The following is an 18,876-nucleotide window of genomic DNA, read 5'->3' on the forward strand; positions in this document are numbered from 1 at the left end:
CGGATTGCCCACCAGGGCGAGGCGTGGCCCCGAGCGGCCACGGGCCGGGCCGGTCACTCGGCGACGGCCGTGTAGCGGTCTTCCCTCGCGCGGGTGGCGTTGCGGGCGGCCTGCTCGTCCGAGAGGTCCACCTCGACTCCGGCCGGCTCCAGGGCGTCGGACAGGCGCTTCATCATCGCCTCGCTCAGGAAGTGATGATGCACGTCCAGCTTCTTGAGGTGGGTCAGCGGCTGTCCGGTCAGCAGAGCCTCGGCGCCGTCGTCTCCGAGCGTGCCCATCGACAGATCGAGCGTCTCCAGGCCCGCCACCACCGGTGCGCTCGCCACGGCAGCGGCTATCTGGTCCTGGATCTCGCTGTTGCGCAGGGCCAGGTACCTCAGCCGGGGCAAGCGCGTGCCGGAGAGGACCGGCTCCACGTCGGACACGTCCGCGGTCCCGCCGTACCAGGACGTGCCGAGCCAGACGTCGAGATGCTCCAGCGCGGGCAGCTCGCTCGCCGCGATGCCGCGCACCACCTCCGCGCTCAGCCCGCCCGCCTCGACCCTGAGCTCACGCAGCCGCTCGTGCTTCAGGGCAGGGAACTCCAGCCCTTCGCCGCCGCGCACCCCGAACACCTCCAGTTCGGGGAACCCGTCGAGCAGTGGCCCCACCGACCCCTGGTTGATCCAGGAGATCTCGCACTGCTCGTACGTGATGTCGCCGAGGAACAGCGCGCGCAGCCGCGGCAGCCGATCCTTGGCGCCGAGGAGCGCCGATACGATCCCCTCCGGTGCCGAGTCGTACGCATCGCTCCACGAGCCCGCGATCAGCGCCCGCACCTCGGTGGTGTCCACCACGTCCGTGAAGCGGGCGAAAGCCGTCTCCCACTCCTCCTCGCTGTCGTAGGAGTCGACGGAGATCCGCCACGCCACGGATGCGGGCGGCGGCAGCTCGGTCTTCGACTCGGCGCCGGGGAAGTCGAACGCGGGCAGGCCGTACAGCTCCTGCAGATGGTCCGAAATGGTCATGACGGGCTCCAGACACCGGTGCGGTGACGATCGGCTGATGTGCGTGCAGTTCTACCAACTCCCACTGACAACGGCCGTGGCGGGGCTGGTCCGCGGCGGCGGCCGGGGCCGTTGTCAGACCCTGCCTCTAACTTCGGGTTCAGGTCCCCGGCGCACTCGGCGCCGGGCTCGGAGGGGAGAGTCATGTACCGGCAGGGGGATGTGCTGATCGTGCCCGTCGCGGACGAGGCCGTGCCGTCGCATGTGACGGACGCGCCGCACGAGGCGCGCGACGGACGAGGGCGACTGGTGCTCGCGCTCGGCGAGGTCACCGGCCATGCGCACGCGGTGCTGGGACCCGGCCGGCTCGTGCGTGAGCCGGGCCCGTTCGGTCCGATGCTGCTCCATCTGCCGGAAGGCGGACGCGTGGTGCACGAGGAGCACGCCGCGATACCGCTGCCGAAGGGCTGGTACCGGGTGGTGCGCCAGCGCGAGTACCTCCCGGGCGCGGTACGGATCGTCGCGGACTGACCGTCGGCGTACCACCACCACATCGACACAGGAACGAAACAGGGGACGGGGCTCACACATGCAGTACGCGGACAAGTGGCGGGCCGTCGCGGCGGCGACGGGACCGGCGGACCGGACAGCCGCGGAAGAGGGCGTCCGGCTCGCCTACCGCACGGCCGGGCTCGCCGCGCCGGAGCGGATCATCTGGGCCGGCTCGCCACGCGCGGGCGCCCTGGCCGTGCGTGCGCTCGACAGCCCGGGACGCTCGGTGCGCGACGAGGTGCGCACCAAGCCATGGGCCGAGGAACGGCGGCGCGTGCACGACGAGTTGGGTGCGGCCGGCTGGGCCGAGGTATGGAGCGTGACCGGCGCCCGCCTCTGGGACACCACGCGTGCGCTGGCCGAGCGGATACGCGCGGGAATCGTGGACTCCCTCGTCTGGGCGGATCCCGACGGCAGTGCGGCGCACGCCGCGGCCGAGACCGGGATCCGGATCGCCCTGCTCGACGCGGTCCTCGGCCAGCACGACGCCGCCTGGCTGGCCGCGTTCGACGGCCGCAGCGACCGGCTCGAAGGGCTGGCCAGGGTCGCGTCGCACGCCGGCTGGTGGTGGCCGTACGAGAACGTGGCCGTGATCTGCGAGCGGCCCGCTCAGCTGCACCGCGACGAAGCCGGCCGTCTCGACTGCGGGGACGGCCCCGCCCTGGTCTTCCCGGACGGCTTCGCGCTGTACGCCTGGCGGGGCATGCCTGTGCCCGCCGACTTCCTGCGCGAGCTCACCTCGCTCACCCCGGAGCGCATACGCACCGAGGAGAACGCGGAGCTGCGCCGCGTGATGCTGGAGCACTACGGCTACGACCGCTATCTCGCCGAGTCCGCGGCCGAGCCGGTGCACCGCGACGAAACAGGGATCCTGTGGCGCATCGCCCTGGCCGACGACGAGGACGTGGTGATGGTCGAGGTGGTCAACTCCACGCCGGAGCCGGACGGCACCCACCGTACGTACTGGCTGCGGGTCCCGCCGGACACACGGACGGCGAAGGAGGGTGTGGCGTGGACGTTCGGGCTGCATGCGGACGTCTACGAGCCGGTGCGGCAGACCTGAGGCGCAGGTGCGCGTGCCGCCTGCGCACCGGGGGCGACAGGCGTGCCGAGGGTGGGTCAGCGGGCGCCGGCGCTGAGGGCGGCACGATCGACGCCGAGTTCGCGGGCGAGCGCCTCGTCGGTCCACTCCAGCATGGCCGCCCGGGACAGCGACCCCGCATACGAGGTCATCTGGACCGCCAGACCGTCCAGGAAGGCCGTGAGCCGCCAGGCGGCCGCCGCCGGGTCCTCGCACGGGAACTCCCCGGCGGCGGCGCCCTCGGCTATGACCCCGGTCAGAGCCGCCTTCCACTGCTGGTCGAGATCGCGGGCCACATCACGCAGGGCCGGTTCGCGCAACGCGACCGCCCAGCCCTCGATCCACAGGCGCCAGCCCTTGGCCTGCCCGGTCGGTGCATACCAGCGCACGGCGGACCGCAGCCGCCGCAGTGCGGTGGTGCGCCGTCCGAGCAGTTTGCGCAGATGGGCGAGATCGCCGTCGGCGGCGTAGCTGAACGCAGCGGCCACCAGCTTCTCCTTGGTCGAGAAGTGGTAGAGCACCAAGGCGCTGCTCACACCCAGGGAAGCTGCCACGTCGGAGAGGCGCACGGCTGCCACGCCCCGCTGCTCGATCTGCTCGACGGCGGCGCACAGCAGTTCCTCCCGCCGCTCCGCCACACTCAACCGGACTCTGCCCACGGCGTCACCCTACACAGCGGATCTTGGAGCAGGCCCGCCGCTGTCGGAGACAGGGGCTCGCCTGCCGGTTCCGAGCGAGCGGGCGTGCTCCGCCGGTCCGACAGGGCCCCGCTGTAGGGCTGTTGGGCGCTGTTGCCCGGCCTGCTCGTGCCGTGCGCCGCCGGGCCGGCCGGGCGCGGTAGGTCAGCGCGCGGCGGCGGTCCGCGTGGGCGGCTTCACCGGGATCTCGCAGCGATCCTTGAAGCCCTGACTGGTCAGGCCCAGCGCGGAGTTGATCCGCGAGCGGAGGTTCTCCACCGCGACCATCGCGGTCAGTTCGACGAACGCCGGCTCACCCAGCGCCGCGACCAGCCGGTCCGCCAGCTCGTCCGCGACCTGTGGCGGGTTGGCCGTCATCGCTTCGGCGTACTCCATGACATCCCGCTCCAGCGGGCTGTAGGCGTCGCTCTCGCGCCACACGGGCACATCCTGCACCTTGCGTGCGTCCATCCCCTGTCGTCGGCTTTCCCAGTGCCCGAAGTCCATGCACCAGCTGCAGCCGATCGACGCGGCCGTCGCCATCACGGCGAGTGTCTTCAGCTCCTCGTCCAGGCGGTTCCACCTGGCCACCGACATTTCGAAGCGGAGATCGGACCGCATCACCCGCGGGTTGTGGGCCAGCGCCCGGACGGGGTCCAGGACCTCACCGTACGAGCGCTTCGAGTACCACTCCGTGAAGCGCAGGAACAGCGAACGGGGCGGGGTGAGCGAGATGCGGGCCATGACGGGCCTCCCTCTTTCTTCGTGATCGCTTGGACCGGCTCGGTCTCGTGCGATGCCCTTCACCGATATGACGGACCGGCCGCCCGGGAATGTGACATCGGCGGGCGGCACCGAATTCCGGCGGGGCAGGAACACCGGAAAGGGAGCAGGCGTTGCCTGGTCATGACGGATATGGACGCACAGCCGGAAGCGACCTCGAACCCAGGCGCGGACCCGCGGCACGACGCCCTGCTGAAGCTGGTCGCCGAGCAGGACGGTGGCGTGCTGGTGACCCTCAAGCGGGACGGCAGGCCCCAGCTGTCGAACGTGAACCACGCCTATTACCCCGACGAGCGGACCGTGCGGGTCTCCATCACCGACGACCGCGCCAAGACCAGGAACCTGCGCCGTGACCCGCGTGCCTCCTACCACGTCACGAGCAAGGACCGCTGGGCATGGACCGTCGTCGAGGGCGTCGCGGACCTCTCGCCGGTCGCCGCCGACCCCCACGACGACACCGTCGAGGAGCTGATCAGGCTCTACCGGGACGTCCAGGGCGAGCACCCGGACTGGGACGACTACCGGCGGGCGATGGTCGAGGACCGGCGCCTGGTGCTGCGGCTGAGGGTGGAAAGGGCCTATGGCCAGCCCCAGGCCTGATGCCCCAGGCCCCCGCCGGGCCGCCCAGCCCCGCGATACCGCTTCACACATACATACATAATGGATGGAACCCGAGCTTCAGGAGGTGCCGTGACCGGCGCTGGTACCCCCCACACGCTGCGCTCCCGGCTGCGCTCGCTCCGATCGGCCGCTTTCGGAGCCGACCCCACCGGGGCCCGGATGGAGCGGATCCGCCGCTCGCCGAACTTCGCCGACGGTGTCTTCCAGAACCCCGTGGGGGCCCGGACCCGGCCCTCCGGCGGTTCCATGGTCGAATTCGTCAAGATCTACTTCCAGAAGGAGGCGCGGGCGCACCGGTCACCGATCGGCACCGTGCCCGTCCACGCCACCACGGTCGCCGACCTCGCCAAGCCCCCGGTCACCGACCTGCGGCTCACGTGGATGGGACATTCCAGCGTCCTCGCGGAGATCGACGGCCACCGGGTCCTGTTCGACCCGGTCTGGGGCGACCGGTGCTCGCCCTTCAGCTTCGTGGGCCCCAAGCGGCTGCACCCCGTCCCCGCCCCGATCTCCTCTCTCGGTCCCGTCGATGTGGTCGTGATCTCCCACGACCACTACGACCACCTGGACATGCCCACCATCCAGGCACTCGTCTCCACGGACACCGTCTTCGCGGTGCCGCTCGGCGTCGGCGCCCACCTGGAGCGCTGGGGCGTCTCCGCCGACCGGCTGCGCGAGCTGGACTGGAACGAATCGACGAAGGTGGACGGCCTCCGCCTGACCGCCACCCCCGCTCGCCACTTCTGCGGCCGCGGGCTGCGCAACCAGCAGCACACCCTGTGGGCGTCCTGGGTGGTTGAGGGAGCCGAGCACCGGATCTTCCACAGCGGGGACACGGGCTATTTCCCCGGTTTCACGGACATCGGCGCCGAGCACGGCCCGTTCGACGCCACCATGATCCAGATCGGGGCGTACAGCGAGTACTGGCCCGACATCCACATGACTCCCGCCGAGGGCATGCGGGCCCACCTCGATCTGCAGGGCGGGCAGCCGGCCGGTGTGATGCTGCCGATCCACTGGTGCACGTTCAACCTCGCACCGCACCCCTGGGCGGAGCCCGGTGAAGGCACCGTCGCTGCCGGCGCCGAGGCCGGGGCCCGCGTCGCACTGCCCCGCCCCGGTGAGCCCTTCGAGCCGACCTCCGACACCGTCCCGGCCGTACCGTGGTGGCGCGCCGTCGCCACCGCGCCCGGCGGAGGATGGGGCTCCTCCGCCGGCAGCGGCACCCCGGAAGTGGCACCGACGGCCTGACCCCGGCCTTTCGGCCAACATCCGTTCGGGTCCCGGCCTGCCCGGTCCGCCACCCGCACCCCGCCTTCGCCCAGTTCGACGCCCCCTTGACCCCGCTGCCACGACAGATCCGGCCGCGGGGTCAAGGGCATGCTTTCGGGCGTTCGTACGAGCCCTCATACCAGAGCAGGACGAATAACGGGCAACTTTGTCAACTGCCCGTCGCACGTGTCCGTTTGGCCACTACCGTGTGTTGCCGGCGATCAACGATGGGCTCATCCTGCATGCCCGGGTCCAGCGTCGAGCCGATGTCGACCACTCGAACTACGTCGTTTTCCTGGGGCCCCACGTACCAAGGACGCTGATGTCTCAACTACGAGCACCCGCCGCGCGGTCCGACCGCCGAGAGGGCGGGCGTCACGGCCGCCCCGGCGCCCGATCCCTGTCGTCGGGGAGATCGAACCCCGCGCCGTCGTCGCCGGAAACCCGCATACGCCCTCAACTCCTGCGCACCGCGGTCCTGCCCACCGTCGTCGCCGCCCTCAGCGGTGCGACCGCGGTGATCGTCACGATCCGTGCCACCTCACCCGAGCCGACCCTCGGCCTGTGGGCGGCGCTCACCGGCATGGCCGCGCTGGCCATAGGGGCTGTCGCGGCGGCCGCCGTGGGTGCGGACCGGACGTCCAAGTCCGTGCTCGACCGCTGCTCCGCACTGCGCCGCAGCACGGCGCGCGAACAGGCCGGCCTGCGTACCCTCGTCGACCAGCTCAGACGCGGCGAAGGACCGCCCGCCCGCCGGACGCCGGCGCCGCCACCGAAGGGTGGGGACGAGTTCGACCTGCTCACGCAGGAGCTGAGCCGCTCGCACGACGCGGCCGTCGCGGCCGTGGTGCAGGCGTCCCGGCTCTCCAGCAGCGTCGGCAACGAACAGAAGGTGGAAGTCTTCGTCAATCTGGCCCGGCGGCTCCAGTCGCTGGTCCACCGCGAGATCCAGCTGCTCGACGAACTGGAGAACGAGGTCGAGGACCCCGAACTGCTCAAGGGCCTCTTCCACGTCGACCACCTGGCGACCCGTATCCGCCGCCACGCCGAGAACCTCGCCGTCCTGGGCGGCGCGATCTCGCGGCGCCAGTGGTCCAACCCGGTCACCATGACCGAGGTTCTGCGATCCGCGATCGCGGAGGTGGAGCAGTATCCGCGGGTCAAGCTGGTGCCACCGATCGACGGCACCCTGCGCGGCCACGCGGTCGCGGACGTGATCCACCTGCTCGCCGAACTGGTGGAGAACGCAACCCTGTTCTCCGCCCCGCACACCCAGGTGCTGTTGCGCGCCCAGCATGTCACGGCCGGACTCGCCGTCGAGGTGGAGGACCGCGGCCTCGGCATGCCGGTAGGCGAACAGAACAAGATGAACGCGCTCCTCGCCGACCCCGACCAGGTCAATGTCGCGCATCTGCTGCAGGACGGCAGGATCGGGCTGTTCGTGGTCTCCGCGCTCGCCCGCCGCCACGGCATCGCGGTCCGGCTCCAGACGAACATCTACGGCGGCGTGCAGGCTGTACTCGTCCTGCCGCAGGGCCTGCTCGGCGCCACCACCGACCGGCTCGAGCAGCCCGGCACCGCCTCGGCGCCGCAGGAGAACGCGCACCATATCGCCGCCACCACGCCACCCCCCTTGCCCACGCTGCCCACGCAGCCCGAGCACCCGGCCCCGGCCCACGCCCATTCCCATGTCCCACCGCATCCGATGCCGCAGCAGGCCCACGCCCAGCCGCATCACCCTCTGCCCGCGCAGCGCGAACCGGCCCCCTCCACCACAGGGACCAGCCCGTTGCCCGTACGGGGTGAGCACAGCGACCGGCCCAATCCCGCAGCCGCCCGGCCCCCCGCGGGCCGCCCGGCACCGCAGCCGGGCATCCCGGCCGAACCCGTACGCACCATGCCGAGCGACATCCCGGCGGGCCATCTGGCCCCTGGCAGCACCGGCCGCCCCCAACTGCCCAAGCGCCGGAGCCAGGAGCACCTCGTCCCCCAGTTGCGGGACGCCCCCATGCGCCGCAAGGACGACGACCACACCCTGCACGATCCAGGGCTGATGGCGGCCTTCCAGCGAGGCATCGGCCTCGCCGAGTCCCAGTCGTCCGCACAACCCGCAGCGCACCACACCCCGCAGCTCCCCGACAACACCCCCAAGGAGTAGATGACCATGGCGAGCGACATGCCGGCCGGTCATGCCTCGGACCTCGACTGGCTGCTCAGCGGTCTTGTCCAACGCGTTCCGTACACCCGCAACGCGGTACTGCTCTCCTCCGACGGCCTGGTGAAATCGGTGCACGGACTGGACACCGACAGCGCGGACCACATGGCCGCACTCGCCTCCGGCCTCTACTCGCTCGGCCGCAGTGCCGGAGCGCGGTTCGGCGACGGCGGCGAGGTACGCCAGGTGGTCGTGGAACTCGACTCCACCCTGCTGTTCGTCTCCACAGCGGGCTCGGGCACCTGCCTGGCCGTGCTCGCAGGCCGTGAGGCCGACGCCGCCGTCCTCGGTTACGAGATGGCGATGCTGGTCAAGAGCGTGCGTCCGTATCTGGTGACGCCGGCGAGACAAGCCGCGGGAGCGACGCCCAGCGCTGCGGGGCAATGAACATGCCGGCGCCCAAGGACGGGCCGTTGCTCGACGACGCGGCGGGACGCCTGATCCGTCCGTACACAGTCAGCGGCGGCCGCACCCGTCCGACGGCCGCCCTGGACCTGCTCTCGATGGTGATGGCCACCGGGACCACACCCCAGCCGCAGCTCGGCCCCGAGCACAGTGTGGCGCTGGGACTGTGCGACGGCCCGACCTCGGTCGCCGAGATCTCCGCGCATCTGCGGCTTCCGGCGGTCGTCACCAAAGTGCTGCTGTCCGACCTGGTGGACTGCGGCGCGCTGACCGCGCGGGCCCCGCGCGGGAGCGACACAACCACGGACCGTTCTTTGCTGGAGGCGGTACTCGATGGCCTACGACGAAGGCTCTGAAACCGGCGACCTCTTCCCCACCGCGCTCAAGATCCTGATCGCGGGCGGCTTCGGTGTGGGAAAGACGACCTTGGTCGGCGCGGTCAGCGAGATCGACCCGCTCAGTACGGAGGAACTGCTCACCCAGGTCAGTGTGGCGACCGACAGCCTGGACGGCATCGAGTCCAAGACGACCACCACCGTCGCCATGGACTTCGGCCGGATCACGCTGGACGCGCGCCATGTGCTGTATCTCTTCGGTACGCCCGGGCAGGAGCGCTTCTGGTTCATGTGGGACGAGCTCTCCGAGGGCGCGCTCGGAGCGATCGTCCTCGCCGACACGCGCCGGCTCGAGGACAGTTTCTCCGCCGTGGACTTCTTCGAGCGGCGAGGCATCGGATTCGTCGTCGCCGTCAACGAGTTCGACGGCGCCTATCGCTACGAGCCGGAGGAGGTGCGGGCAGCGATCGACCTCAAGCCGGAGGTTCCGGTCGTGCTGTGTGACGCGCGGATCGCCAGCTCGGGGATCAAGACGCTGGTCACCCTGGTCCAGCATCTGCTCACCACCACCGCGGTGCCGGACGCGGCACCCAGCTATGGAGCACCGATATGACCTACGACCCCACCGGCCATCTGCTGCTGACACCGGTCGACCGTGAGGCCCCCGTCCGGGTGCAGCGGCTGCGCCAGCTGGGATTGGGAGACCGGCCCGACCCGGCCTTCGACGAATTCGCCCAAAAGCTCGCGGAGGTGACCGGGGCGCCGTTCTCCATGGTCAACTTCATTGACGAGAACCGGCAGTTCTTCGCCGGACTCCATACCCCGACCGGTACGCGCAGCGGCTCCGACCTCGGTGCGGCAGCGGCGGGCAGTGGCGGGGTCAGCCGCTTCATGGCGCGCGACCACGGCTACTGTCCGCATGTGGTGGTGCGCCGCAAGGCACTCGTCCTGGAGGACGTGTGCGACTATCCACGGTTCGCGGGCAATCCGGTCGTCGACGAGATCGGCATCCGCTCCTATCTCGGGGCGCCGCTGATCGACCGGACGGGTATCGCGCTGGGCACGATCTGCGTGGTGGACACCGAGCCGCGGCCCTGGGGCAGAGCGGGCCTGGAGACCATCAAGGCCCTTGCGGCGGAGCTGATCGAGCAGATCCACCGCCGCGAGGACGGCGGCATCTGAGGCGGCGTTCCCGGGCCCACTCCCGCGGCCCCCGGGAACGCCATGAGTACGGCCCCGGCGGCGGTCCGCAGCGCCTGCCGGGGCCGAACGCCGTCTGCACTGCGGCACACCCGTCGCACGCGGACATCAGATGGCGGGAGCCATCCGCACCAGGTCGGACAGTTGCTTCGACCACTGCCCCTTGGACGTGCCCAGCGCCACCTCCGCCAGGCGCAGCAACTGCACGTCGGAGGTGCCGGCCGGGGCGAACATGTGCAGGGCATCGCGCAGATAGCGCTCCATCGGCCGGTCCGTGAACAGGCCCGAGGCCGCGTGGATCTCCATGCCGTTGCGGGCGGAGTCGATCGCCGACTCCACATTGACCAGCTTGGCGTTCATCAGCTCGGCGTCGCAGGCCATTCCCTCGTCGAGCAGATGTACGGCGTGGTAAGCGGCGAGTCTGGCCGTCATCAGCCGCGACTGCATGGCCCCCAACTTCAGTTTCACCGAGGGCAGTTCGTGCAACGGCTTGCCGTATCGGTGGCGCTGGGCACAGAAGCGGGTGGTCTCCTCGAGGACGGCACAGTGGATGCCGAGGGACACGGCAGTGAGGTTGGCCCGCCCGTACAGCACACTGGACGAGTAGGCCACGGCCAGCCCGTCGCCCTCGTCGCCGAGCCGATTGGCCGCGGGCACCCGGCAGTTCTCGAAGTGAAGCTCGCCGAAGCTGAACCCGTGCAGTCCCATTGTCGGACTCTGTTCGCCGATCCCGAGACCCGGCCGGTCCGACTCGACGAGAAAGGCCGTGAGCCCACCTGAGCCGGGCCCCGTCCTGGCCACCACGCCGTGCAGATCGCCTACGTGGCTGTTGCCGACGAATATTTTTCGGCCATTGAGCACGTACTCGTCACCGTCCCGCACCGCGGTGGCGCTCATGCCGAGCACATGGCCGCCCGATTCGGCCTCCGTGACAGCAATGGTGGGCAGGCATTCGCCGGCGGCGATGGCCGGAAGCCAGGTCTTCTTCTGCTCGTCACTGCCGAAATGGACAATCTTCGCCACTCCCAGCTGGGACGCCTGCACCATCGCGCCCATGGCGCCGCTGACTCGTGACAGCTCCTCGATGATAATGGTCTTGGCGAGGTGTCCGAGTGCCGTTCCGCCGTAATCGCTGCTGATGGTGACGCCGAGCCAGCCCTGTCGCGCTATCAGCAGGGACAGCTCCCGGTGGACCGCGCGGGCCTCCTCCATCGCCGGTATCCGGGGCTGCACCTCCCTCTCGGCGAATTCCCTCACTTCGGCCCGAAGCTGATGATGCAGTCGACTGGCGAAGTATCCGTCCATCGCGAGCCCTCCTCTGCGAAACGCCTGCTCGCGCGATTGTTCGAGCAGGTGGTGCATCGGCAGTGGTCCCGTCCCGAACAGGCCGACCACATCAGCGTGTTGACCCTTCCGGAGCGGGACAAGGTCGTTGTCAACTTTGGCCGATTTCTTGACCGTTGACGTTTGATTGAACGCGTGTTCTGTGTGGTAAAGCCTTGTCCGATCCCGTCGTACGGCATTCCCCGTGCATCACTTCCTGCCACATGCCAACGGCAAAGGTTTCGTGGGCATATGGCACTCAGGGCCAATTGATCACCTCAGAAGAACACAGGTGTGTCATCCGGGACCATCTGCAGAATCGATAAAGCGCCGAAGCGGACTGAAAAGAGCCCTTCCCTGCCTGGCTGGTGGCCACGTGCGGCGCAATGTGGTGGCGCAGAGCGCGCGGGCGCGCATCGCGGGGCGTGCATTGAGGTGTCGCACCTTCACGCGCGCCCGTACGGGGCAGCCCCACTCCCCGGCATCCCGCGGTGCGTATACCGCTGTCAGTGGTGAGTCGTACGGTCGTTTCCATGGCCACTGCCGACGACGTACGCCGCATCGCGCTCGCGCTCCCGCGGGCTGTGGAGAAGCTCGCCTGGGGTATGCCCACCTTTCGGGTGGAGGGAGGAAGGATCTTCGCCTCGCTGGACGACGACGACCAGGTGATAGGGGTGAAGTGTCCCCAGGAGGACCGCGAGGAGCTGATCGCGTCGGAGCCCGGGAAGTTTTTTCTGCGCACAGGCCACGACGAGAACTATCCGTGGATGCGAGTGAGGCTGGCGGCCCTGGACGACGAGGACGAGCTGCGGGCGATCCTGGCGGACTCCTGGCGCCAGGCCGCCCCGCGCAGACTGCTCGACACGCATCCGGAGTTGGCCGCGCCGCGGTTGGACTGAGCGGCGTCGGCGGCGCTCTCGCCGTACGGCCACCGGAGCAGGGTCCGGACCCCGCGTCCGGCGCTTCGGCGGCTGCCCGTCGGTTGGCATGGGCGGCGCCGAGCCGGGAGCGCGGCCCCGCGAGGCCTGCCCTCGGGTGACGAGGTGCCGGGGAGAGACTGCTCCGCGATCACCCCATCGGGGCGGTCGCCCGCCGCACGGTCGCGCTACCGTCGCCGACACTGCCATGTCCATGCCCTCGGTCGGGCACGCCTGCGCGCTGCCCGGCATGCGTCGGACCGCGACGACGCTCCGGCCGCGGCCCCTCGCAGCGCAGCCTCCGCCGCGTCCGGGTGGCCTGCGGCTCGCCGTCCTCAGGGAGTCCCGAGCCGGGAGGCCCGGCCTGCCTGTGCTCCCGTCGCCGGGCAACCCGAAGTGTGGCCGAGGGGAGGAGGCGCAGGGGCGACGTGGCGGACGCGGAGGGACATGAAATACGGGTTCGTGACCACCGGTCCAAGTGCGGTATTGTTCTCGTGCGCGTTCAGCCGGGGGAAACCCCAGGTCAGGCGGGCATCGGGACGTGGCGCAGCTTGGTAGCGCACTTGACTGGGGGTCAAGGGGTCGCAGGTTCAAATCCTGTCGTCCCGACTTTTCGAAGTCGCAGGTCAGAGGCCGTGTCGGAGACATCCGACATGGCCTCTGACCGTTTCTGGCGTCCTTGTGACCCGATGCGGCGTCATCCGGTCGGCTGCGGGATACCCAGCTCCGCCCAGATGATCTTGCCGTCCCGGGTGTAGCGGGTGCCCCACTGGGCCGCGAGCTGGTTGATGATGAACAGCCCCCGTCCGTGCTCGTCCACCGCCCGGGCATGGCGCAGATGCGGTGCGGCCGTGCCGGTGTCGTGGACCTCGCAGGTCAGCGTATGTGTCTTGATCAGGTGCAGGCGCACGGGCGGGGCGCCGTAACGGACCGCGTTGGTCACCAGTTCGCTGACGACGAGCTCGGCCGCGTACATCTCTTCCGCGCCGAGATCCCATGCCACGAGCTGCTCCCGCACGAGGGTGCGGGCGGTCTTCGGTGCCGTGCGGTCGTGTTCCAGGTCGAATGCGGCGTGGCAGTCCTCCACGACCGACCCGGTGCGGGCGAGCAGCAGCGCGGCGCCGTCCGGGTGGGCGTCGGGAGGCAGGTGGTAGACGAAGGCGTCGCACATCTCGCTGAGAGGGCGGCCGGGAGGCGACAGTACGTCCCGCAGGGCCGTCGGACGGACGGAGCCCGGCGTGTCCGGCCGGCCGTCGAGTGTCAGCTCACCGGTCGTGAGGGCCAGGACGCTGCCCTCCGCCAGCTCGATCTCGGCGGTCGCGAAGGGTGCGCTGTCGGACGAGCTCAGCTGTGGTCCTTGGGGCATCTCGGGCGTCTGTGTGCTCCCGTCCGGGTGAACGACGAGCGGCGCCGCGTGCCCGGCACGGGCCATCGTCAGCGTCCGGGTGAAGGGGTCGTACACGCAGAAGAGGCAGGTCGCCGTCAGTGACTCGGTGCGCAGCCTGTCGCCGGACGGGAAGGCGGCGCGCTCGGAGGCGAGGTGGACGGCCGTGTCGTTGAGGCGGGCCAGAAGCTCGTCGGGTTCCAGGTCCAGCGCTGCCAGGGCCTGTACCGCCGTACGCAATTGGCCCATGGCCGTGGCCGTGTGGATGCCGCGCCCGTGGACATTGCCGACGACCAGAGCGGTGCGCGCCCCGGACAGCGCGATGGTGTCGAACCAGCAGCCGCTGTTGCGCCCGGGAAAGTAGAGATGCGCGGTCTCGACGGCGATGCGGTCGGCGGCGGCGTACGGGAGCAGACGGCGCTGGACCGTCGAGGCGATGGTGTGGTCCCGGGCGTAGCGACGGGCGTTGTCGATGCTCAGTGCGGTGTGCGCGGTCAGCGTCGCGGTGAAGGAGAGATCGTTCTCGCTGAAGGGCTCGGACCTCTTGCAGCGGTAGAGGCTCACCGCGCCGAGGACCATGCCGCGCAGCGCCAGGGGAGCGACGATGAGCGAATGGGCCCCCGTCGCCTCGATCGCGCGGCTCCTGGCCGGGTCGGCCGCCAGCCAGGGGGTGTCCGGGCCCAGCGTGACGCGGCGCGGCCGCAGGTCGGACAGCGCCTGCGCATAGGGGGTGGGGTACGGGACGTCGCGCACATCCCCCACCGGATAGGCGGCGTCGACCCCGCTGGGGCCGCGGAAGGCGGTGCGCCGCAGCGCGGAGTCGCGGGTGAGGGGCTGAAGGGGCGGCTCCGCGCCGCGCAGCACTTCCTCCACCACGTCGACCACCGCGATGTCGGCGAAGGCCGGTACCAGAGCATCGGCCAGATCGCGACAGGTGGCCACCAGATCGAGCGACTGCCCCACGCGTTCGCGCACCGCGTCCAGTGCCGCCGCCCTCGAACGGCCCTGTTCCTCCTCCGAGACATCGGCCACGAGCACCAGCACACCGGGCGTGGCACGGTCGGAACCGGCGAGCCGGTAGAAGGAGACGGTGAAGCTGCGGTCCGGACCGGAGCCGTCCGCACGCCGGCCGCGCACGCGCCATCTGCGGGTGGGCGCACCGGTGTCCAGGGCTCTCTCCAGCAGGCGCTCCGCCTCGTCCGGCCGCTCGAGCCGGTAGATCTCGGTGAATCTCCGGCCCAGGAGCGATCCGACGGGTGCCACAGGGGACGCGGTGTCGACGCGCACGGTCCGCAGGTTTGTGTCGAGGACGTACAGCGCCATGGTGGACTGGCTGAACAGCGCGTCGAGGAGTGCCGCCCCCATGCCGTCGGTCATCGAGTCGTGAATCGGCGCATCGGCGTCCGACACGGTGTCACCGCCTCCAAGGTGCCTCTGATGCTGTGCGCCAACACCAGGACACCAGGATCGGACGACGGTCGTGCCACCGCGACCGAGCGGGGGCGTGCGGGTGAGGCCGCGCGCGGCGGGAGGCATGTCCGGCCCTTACGGCGTTGCTCCCAGAAAACGCTCCGCCCACAGACCCAGCAATTCCTGGTCGAACGAGGGGTTCTCACGCAGCACGCCGGTGAGTGCGAGGCCGCGGTGCAGGACCAGCAGCGACTCGCAGAGCATGGCGAAGTCCGAGCGTGCGGTGACCTCGGGCCCGAAGATGTCGGCGAGGACGGCGCGTTGGGCGGTGCCCACCTCGCGCTCCGCGGGCAGCAGGGCCGACTTGAGCTCGGGGTCGGTGCGGGCGGCCAGCCACAGTTCCAGGCCGGCGAGGAAGTAGGGTCCCGACATCGCGGCGCGCAGCAGTTCGAGACCCTTCTCCGGGGTCCTGCCGTCGCTGTCCGCCTCGCTGCGGATGTGGGCGAGCCGCAGCTCGGCGGCATGGTGGGTCGCGGCGGCCAGCAGGGCCGCCTTGGAGGCGAAGTGGTGGAGCAGGGCGCCGCGCGAGACTCCGGCCCGCTCCTGCACCCGGTGGGTGGTGGTGCCCGCGAAGCCGTACTCGACAAGGCAGTCGATGGTGGCGTCGAGGAGCCGCTGCCTGGTCTCCTCCCGGCGTTGCTGCTGGGTGCGTCCGGTGGGTGGCATGGCGGGAGCGTACGGCACGGATCATGTATCAACAAACAGTCTGGACGGACTGTATGGGGGTCCTCTATCGTCCCGGTCACCACGCGTCGCCGGACGGGTGCAGGCTGGGGACGTCTGTCGAAGGCATCCGCCCGGCCCGGCCGGTCCAGGTGCCAGGAAAGGGGATCGATGGACGACAACCCGGCCGTGCGGATCGAGCGGTACGGGCCCGTCTTCACGGTGGTGCTCAGCCGTCCCGCGGTCCGCAACGCCGTCGACGGGCCGACGGCAGGCGAACTCGCGGACGCCTTTCGCCGGTTCGAGGCGGACAAGGACGCGTCGGTCGCCGTTCTGTGGGGCGAAGGCGGCACGTTCTGTGCGGGTGCCGATCTCAAAGGCATCGGCACCGAGCGCGGCAACAAGGTGCTCGCCGAGGGCGACGGGCCGATGGGGCCCACGCGGATGCGATTGACCAAGCCCGTCATCGCGGCGGTCTCCGGGCATGCGGTGGCCGGCGGGCTGGAGCTCGCGCTCTGGTGCGATCTGAGGGTTGCCGAACAGGACGCGGTCTTCGGGGTGTTCTGCAGGCGCTGGGGTGTGCCCCTCGTGGACGGTGGAACGGTACGGCTGCCGCGCCTGATCGGCGAGAGCCGCGCCATGGACATGATCCTCACGGGACGCCCGGTGCCGGCTTCCGAGGCGTACGACATCGGGCTGGCCAACCGGCTCGTACCGCCGGGCGAGGCGCGCCGGGCCGCGGAGCAACTCGCCCGGGAGATCGCCGCGTTCCCGCAGCTGTGCCTGCGCCACGACAGGCTCTCCGTGCTCGAGCAGCACGGACTGGGCACACCGGACGCGCTGGCCGCCGAGTACCGGCACGGCATGGTCCCACTGACGGCGGGGGAGACCCAGTCGGGCGCCGACCGGTTCGCGGGCGGCGCGGGCCGTCATGGGTCGTTCACGGACTGACCGTCGGGGCTCCTTCCGCGCCCAAAGGGGTCCGCTCACAGATACGGCAGCGGGGTCCGGGCCGGGCCACCCAGCGGCAGCGCCGCCCCGGCATGAGCGCGGGCCCGACCAGCGGCGGTGCGCCCGGCCCTGGTGCGGCCCCACGCGTGTCCCGGCAGGCTCGGCGCCCAGGGCCGGCGACATCCCCGCGCCGGACATCTCCCAGGCCGTCTCCCAGGCCGCCGCGCGGCAGAACCGGGCCTTCCTCCGAACGGCCCCGCCCCGGTGCCGCACCCGCACTCCATCGGCGACCCTGGACAGATGCAGCACGACGCCTCCCGGATCCGGGTCCGCAGAATCTACGACGCCCCCGAGCCGGACGACGGCACGCGGGTGCTGGTCGACCGCCTGTGGCCGCGCGGCCTGAGCAAGGCGGACGCCCGCGTCGACGAGTGGCCGAAGGCTCTCACGCCGTCCACGGAACTGCGGCGCTGGTACCACGGCCCGGAGGGGACGTACGAGGAGTTCTGCCGGCGCTACGAAGGCGAACTCGCCGCAGCCGCCGCCGCCGAGGCGCTGGAGCGGCTGCGGACGCTCGCGGAGGCCGGGCCGCTCACACTCCTGACGGCGGCCAAGGAGCCGGCGCACAGTCATACGTCGGTCCTGGTAAGGGCGTTGGCACCGAACCGCTCCTGACGCGGAGGTGTGACGCGCCCTTCACGCGCGCTGCGGGCCTCGTGCACGATGGCGGACGTTCCGGGTGTCCACAGGGCCCGGAGTCCGCTGTCCGTCCTCAAGCCCTGGAGGCGCCGCATGGCGAATAAGGATCACGGAAGGCTCGACGCGTTACAGCGCGACCCCTATCCGCTCTACGCCGAGGCCCGCGGCACGCCGGGCCTGACCTTCGTGCCCGAACTCGACGCCTGGCTCGTCGCGCGCGACGCGGACGTACGCGAAGTGCTGATCCGCTCCGACGACTTCTCGTCCGTGCGCGCGCTGCTCCCCGACGTCATGCCCTCGCCCGCCGCGCTGCAGGTGCTGTCCAAGGGTTCGGCAAGCGGCCCACCGTCGTCTCCACCGACGGCGCGCCGCACCAGCGGCACCGGGCCCCCCTCAACCGCGGGCTCTCCGGGGCCCGCGTCGCGGCCCTCGCGCCGTACGCCGCCGAGCGCGCCGAGGCGCTCGTGGACGACTTCGCCACGGACGGCCGCGTGGAGCTGATGCGGGCGTACGCCCGCAAGCTGCCGGGTCAGGTGATCGGCCGGCTCATCGGCATCGACCCGGAGGACGTGCCGGCCGCGGTGTACGGCGGCTACCGCGCCGAGCAGCTGCTGTTCCGTCCTCTCGAGCCCGACGAGCAGGTCGGTGCCGCCGAGGACGTCGTGGCGCTGCAGACCATGCTCGACCGGTACATCCGCGACAGGCGGGCGCATCCCCGCGACGATCTGCTGTCCGGCATGGTCGAGGCCCTTGCACCCGGCAGCGGCGAGCTCACCCTCGACCAGCGCCACGAACTCGTCTCCAGCTTCCAGAACTTCCTGATCGCCGGGCATCTGACCACCTCGGCCCTCATCGGCACCACGCTGCTGCACCTGCTGCGCGACCGGCGGCAGTGGGAGATGATCTGCGACGATCCCGAGCTGGTACCCGCCGCGGTGGAGGAGGCCGCCCGCTATGACACGGCCGTCCAGGGCTTCCGCCGCACCACCACCCGACCGGTCACCGTCGCCGGAACCGAACTGCCCGCCGGAGCGACCGTGTTCGTGGCCTACGGCTCCGCGAACCGCGACGAGAACAGTCATGATCGACCCGATGTCTTCGACATCACCCGACCCCTGTCCCGCCGCCATGTGGCCTTCGGTCACGGTGCGCACGGCTGCCCCGGCTCCCAGCTCGCCCGCGAACAGCTGGCCCTGACCCTTGGACTGCTCGCCCGCAGACTGCCCGGACTGCGGCTCGACGAGGAACAGGCCCCGGTCGTCATGCGTCCGACGCTGATCCACCGCTCGCCCGAGACCCTCCATGTCCAATGGTGAACGGATCCCGGTGACCCGATGTTTCA

General features: G+C 70.8%; 18 protein-coding genes, 1 tRNA gene and 1 pseudogene. 14 read left to right on the forward strand and 6 right to left on the reverse strand.

Annotation, left to right across the window (positions count from 1 at the left end):
* Positions 1–53 precede the first annotated feature (53 nt).
* On the reverse strand, positions 54–1,007 hold the full coding sequence (locus tag ABZ208_RS01890; protein ID WP_356907602.1) for an STM4015 family protein: 954 nt from the start codon (positions 1,005–1,007) through the stop codon (positions 54–56).
* Between the two features lie 183 nt (positions 1,008–1,190).
* Between ABZ208_RS01890 and ABZ208_RS01895 the strand changes: the two genes are divergently transcribed.
* Together ABZ208_RS01895 and ABZ208_RS01900 are read left to right on the forward strand one after the other, a co-directional pair.
* Positions 1,191–1,517 (forward strand): hypothetical protein, encoded by a 327-nt coding sequence (locus ABZ208_RS01895; protein ID WP_356907603.1) that lies wholly within the window; start codon positions 1,191–1,193, stop codon positions 1,515–1,517.
* Positions 1,518–1,575: 58 nt separating this feature from the next.
* Positions 1,576–2,601: a DUF6745 domain-containing protein gene (locus tag ABZ208_RS01900; protein ID WP_356907604.1), complete on the forward strand. Its 1,026-nt coding sequence runs from the start codon at positions 1,576–1,578 to the stop codon at positions 2,599–2,601.
* A gap of 56 nt (positions 2,602–2,657) precedes the next feature.
* On the opposite strand, the gene ABZ208_RS01905 is transcribed toward ABZ208_RS01900, so the two are convergent.
* The gene (locus tag ABZ208_RS01905) at positions 2,658–3,278 is read right to left on the reverse strand and encodes a TetR family transcriptional regulator C-terminal domain-containing protein (protein WP_356907605.1); all 621 of its coding nucleotides are present in this window, start codon (positions 3,276–3,278) and stop codon (positions 2,658–2,660) included.
* 183 nt (positions 3,279–3,461) lie between these two features.
* Positions 3,462–4,040 (reverse strand): carboxymuconolactone decarboxylase family protein, encoded by a 579-nt coding sequence (locus ABZ208_RS01910; protein WP_356907606.1) that lies wholly within the window; start codon positions 4,038–4,040, stop codon positions 3,462–3,464.
* Positions 4,041–4,202: 162 nt separating this feature from the next.
* Here ABZ208_RS01910 and ABZ208_RS01915 point away from each other — a divergent pair, with 162 nt between their 5' ends.
* The 7 genes from ABZ208_RS01915 (at position 4,203) to ABZ208_RS01945 (ending at position 10,109) form a co-directional block, all read left to right on the forward strand.
* The gene (locus tag ABZ208_RS01915; RefSeq protein ID WP_356907607.1) at positions 4,203–4,679 is read left to right on the forward strand and encodes a PPOX class F420-dependent oxidoreductase; all 477 of its coding nucleotides are present in this window, start codon (positions 4,203–4,205) and stop codon (positions 4,677–4,679) included.
* 90 nt (positions 4,680–4,769) lie between these two features.
* Positions 4,770–5,951, forward strand: a complete 1,182-nt coding sequence (locus ABZ208_RS01920; RefSeq protein ID WP_356907608.1) for an MBL fold metallo-hydrolase — start codon at positions 4,770–4,772, stop codon at positions 5,949–5,951.
* A 343-nt stretch (positions 5,952–6,294) separates the two neighbouring features.
* On the forward strand, positions 6,295–8,130 hold the full coding sequence (locus ABZ208_RS01925; protein ID WP_356907609.1) for an ATP-binding protein: 1,836 nt from the start codon (positions 6,295–6,297) through the stop codon (positions 8,128–8,130).
* Between the two features lie 6 nt (positions 8,131–8,136).
* Positions 8,137–8,574, forward strand: coding sequence for a roadblock/LC7 domain-containing protein (locus ABZ208_RS01930; RefSeq protein WP_328393438.1), 438 nt, complete (start codon positions 8,137–8,139; stop codon positions 8,572–8,574).
* Between the two features lie 2 nt (positions 8,575–8,576).
* Positions 8,577–8,948 carry a DUF742 domain-containing protein gene (locus ABZ208_RS01935; protein WP_328393436.1) on the forward strand — a complete coding sequence of 124 codons (372 nt, stop codon included), beginning with the start codon at positions 8,577–8,579 and terminating at the stop codon, positions 8,946–8,948.
* Positions 8,926–9,540, forward strand: a complete 615-nt coding sequence (locus ABZ208_RS01940) for an ATP/GTP-binding protein (protein ID WP_356907610.1) — start codon at positions 8,926–8,928, stop codon at positions 9,538–9,540. The genes ABZ208_RS01935 and ABZ208_RS01940 overlap by 23 nt, the downstream gene beginning before the upstream one ends.
* A complete protein-coding gene (locus ABZ208_RS01945; protein WP_328393431.1) occupies positions 9,537–10,109 on the forward strand; it encodes a GAF domain-containing protein in 573 nt (190 codons plus the stop codon). Before ABZ208_RS01940 ends, ABZ208_RS01945 begins: the two co-directional genes overlap by 4 nt.
* A gap of 126 nt (positions 10,110–10,235) precedes the next feature.
* Here ABZ208_RS01945 and ABZ208_RS01950 read toward each other — a convergent pair whose 3' ends face one another.
* Positions 10,236–11,432 carry an acyl-CoA dehydrogenase family protein gene (locus ABZ208_RS01950; protein WP_356907611.1) on the reverse strand — a complete coding sequence of 399 codons (1,197 nt, stop codon included), beginning with the start codon at positions 11,430–11,432 and terminating at the stop codon, positions 10,236–10,238.
* A 551-nt stretch (positions 11,433–11,983) separates the two neighbouring features.
* On the opposite strand from ABZ208_RS01950, the gene ABZ208_RS01955 reads away from it, so the two are divergent.
* Together ABZ208_RS01955 and ABZ208_RS01960 are read left to right on the forward strand one after the other, a co-directional pair.
* Positions 11,984–12,349, forward strand: coding sequence for an MmcQ/YjbR family DNA-binding protein (locus ABZ208_RS01955; protein ID WP_356907612.1), 366 nt, complete (start codon positions 11,984–11,986; stop codon positions 12,347–12,349).
* Between the two features lie 553 nt (positions 12,350–12,902).
* Positions 12,903–12,976: transfer RNA gene (locus ABZ208_RS01960), tRNA-Pro, on the forward strand.
* Positions 12,977–13,064: 88 nt separating this feature from the next.
* On the opposite strand, the gene ABZ208_RS01965 is transcribed toward ABZ208_RS01960, so the two are convergent.
* Both ABZ208_RS01965 and ABZ208_RS01970 read right to left on the reverse strand, forming a co-directional pair.
* Complete coding sequence (locus tag ABZ208_RS01965; protein ID WP_356907613.1) at positions 13,065–15,161, reverse strand: SpoIIE family protein phosphatase; 2,097 nt, start codon at positions 15,159–15,161, stop codon at positions 13,065–13,067.
* Between the two features lie 135 nt (positions 15,162–15,296).
* Complete coding sequence (locus ABZ208_RS01970) at positions 15,297–15,887, reverse strand: TetR/AcrR family transcriptional regulator (RefSeq protein WP_356907614.1); 591 nt, start codon at positions 15,885–15,887, stop codon at positions 15,297–15,299.
* 168 nt (positions 15,888–16,055) lie between these two features.
* Here ABZ208_RS01970 and ABZ208_RS01975 point away from each other — a divergent pair, with 168 nt between their 5' ends.
* The 3 genes and pseudogenes from ABZ208_RS01975 (at position 16,056) to ABZ208_RS01985 (ending at position 18,850) form a co-directional block, all read left to right on the forward strand.
* Positions 16,056–16,835, forward strand: coding sequence for a crotonase/enoyl-CoA hydratase family protein (locus tag ABZ208_RS01975; protein ID WP_356907615.1), 780 nt, complete (start codon positions 16,056–16,058; stop codon positions 16,833–16,835).
* A gap of 300 nt (positions 16,836–17,135) precedes the next feature.
* The gene (locus ABZ208_RS01980) at positions 17,136–17,510 is read left to right on the forward strand and encodes a DUF488 family protein (protein WP_356907616.1); all 375 of its coding nucleotides are present in this window, start codon (positions 17,136–17,138) and stop codon (positions 17,508–17,510) included.
* A gap of 117 nt (positions 17,511–17,627) precedes the next feature.
* Positions 17,628–18,850, forward strand: a pseudogene (locus ABZ208_RS01985) (cytochrome P450).
* Positions 18,851–18,876: the final 26 nt, after the last annotated feature.

It is taken from the genome of Streptomyces sp. NPDC006208, from assembly GCF_040613775.1.
Taxonomy (GTDB): Bacteria; Actinomycetota; Actinomycetes; order Streptomycetales; family Streptomycetaceae; genus Streptomyces.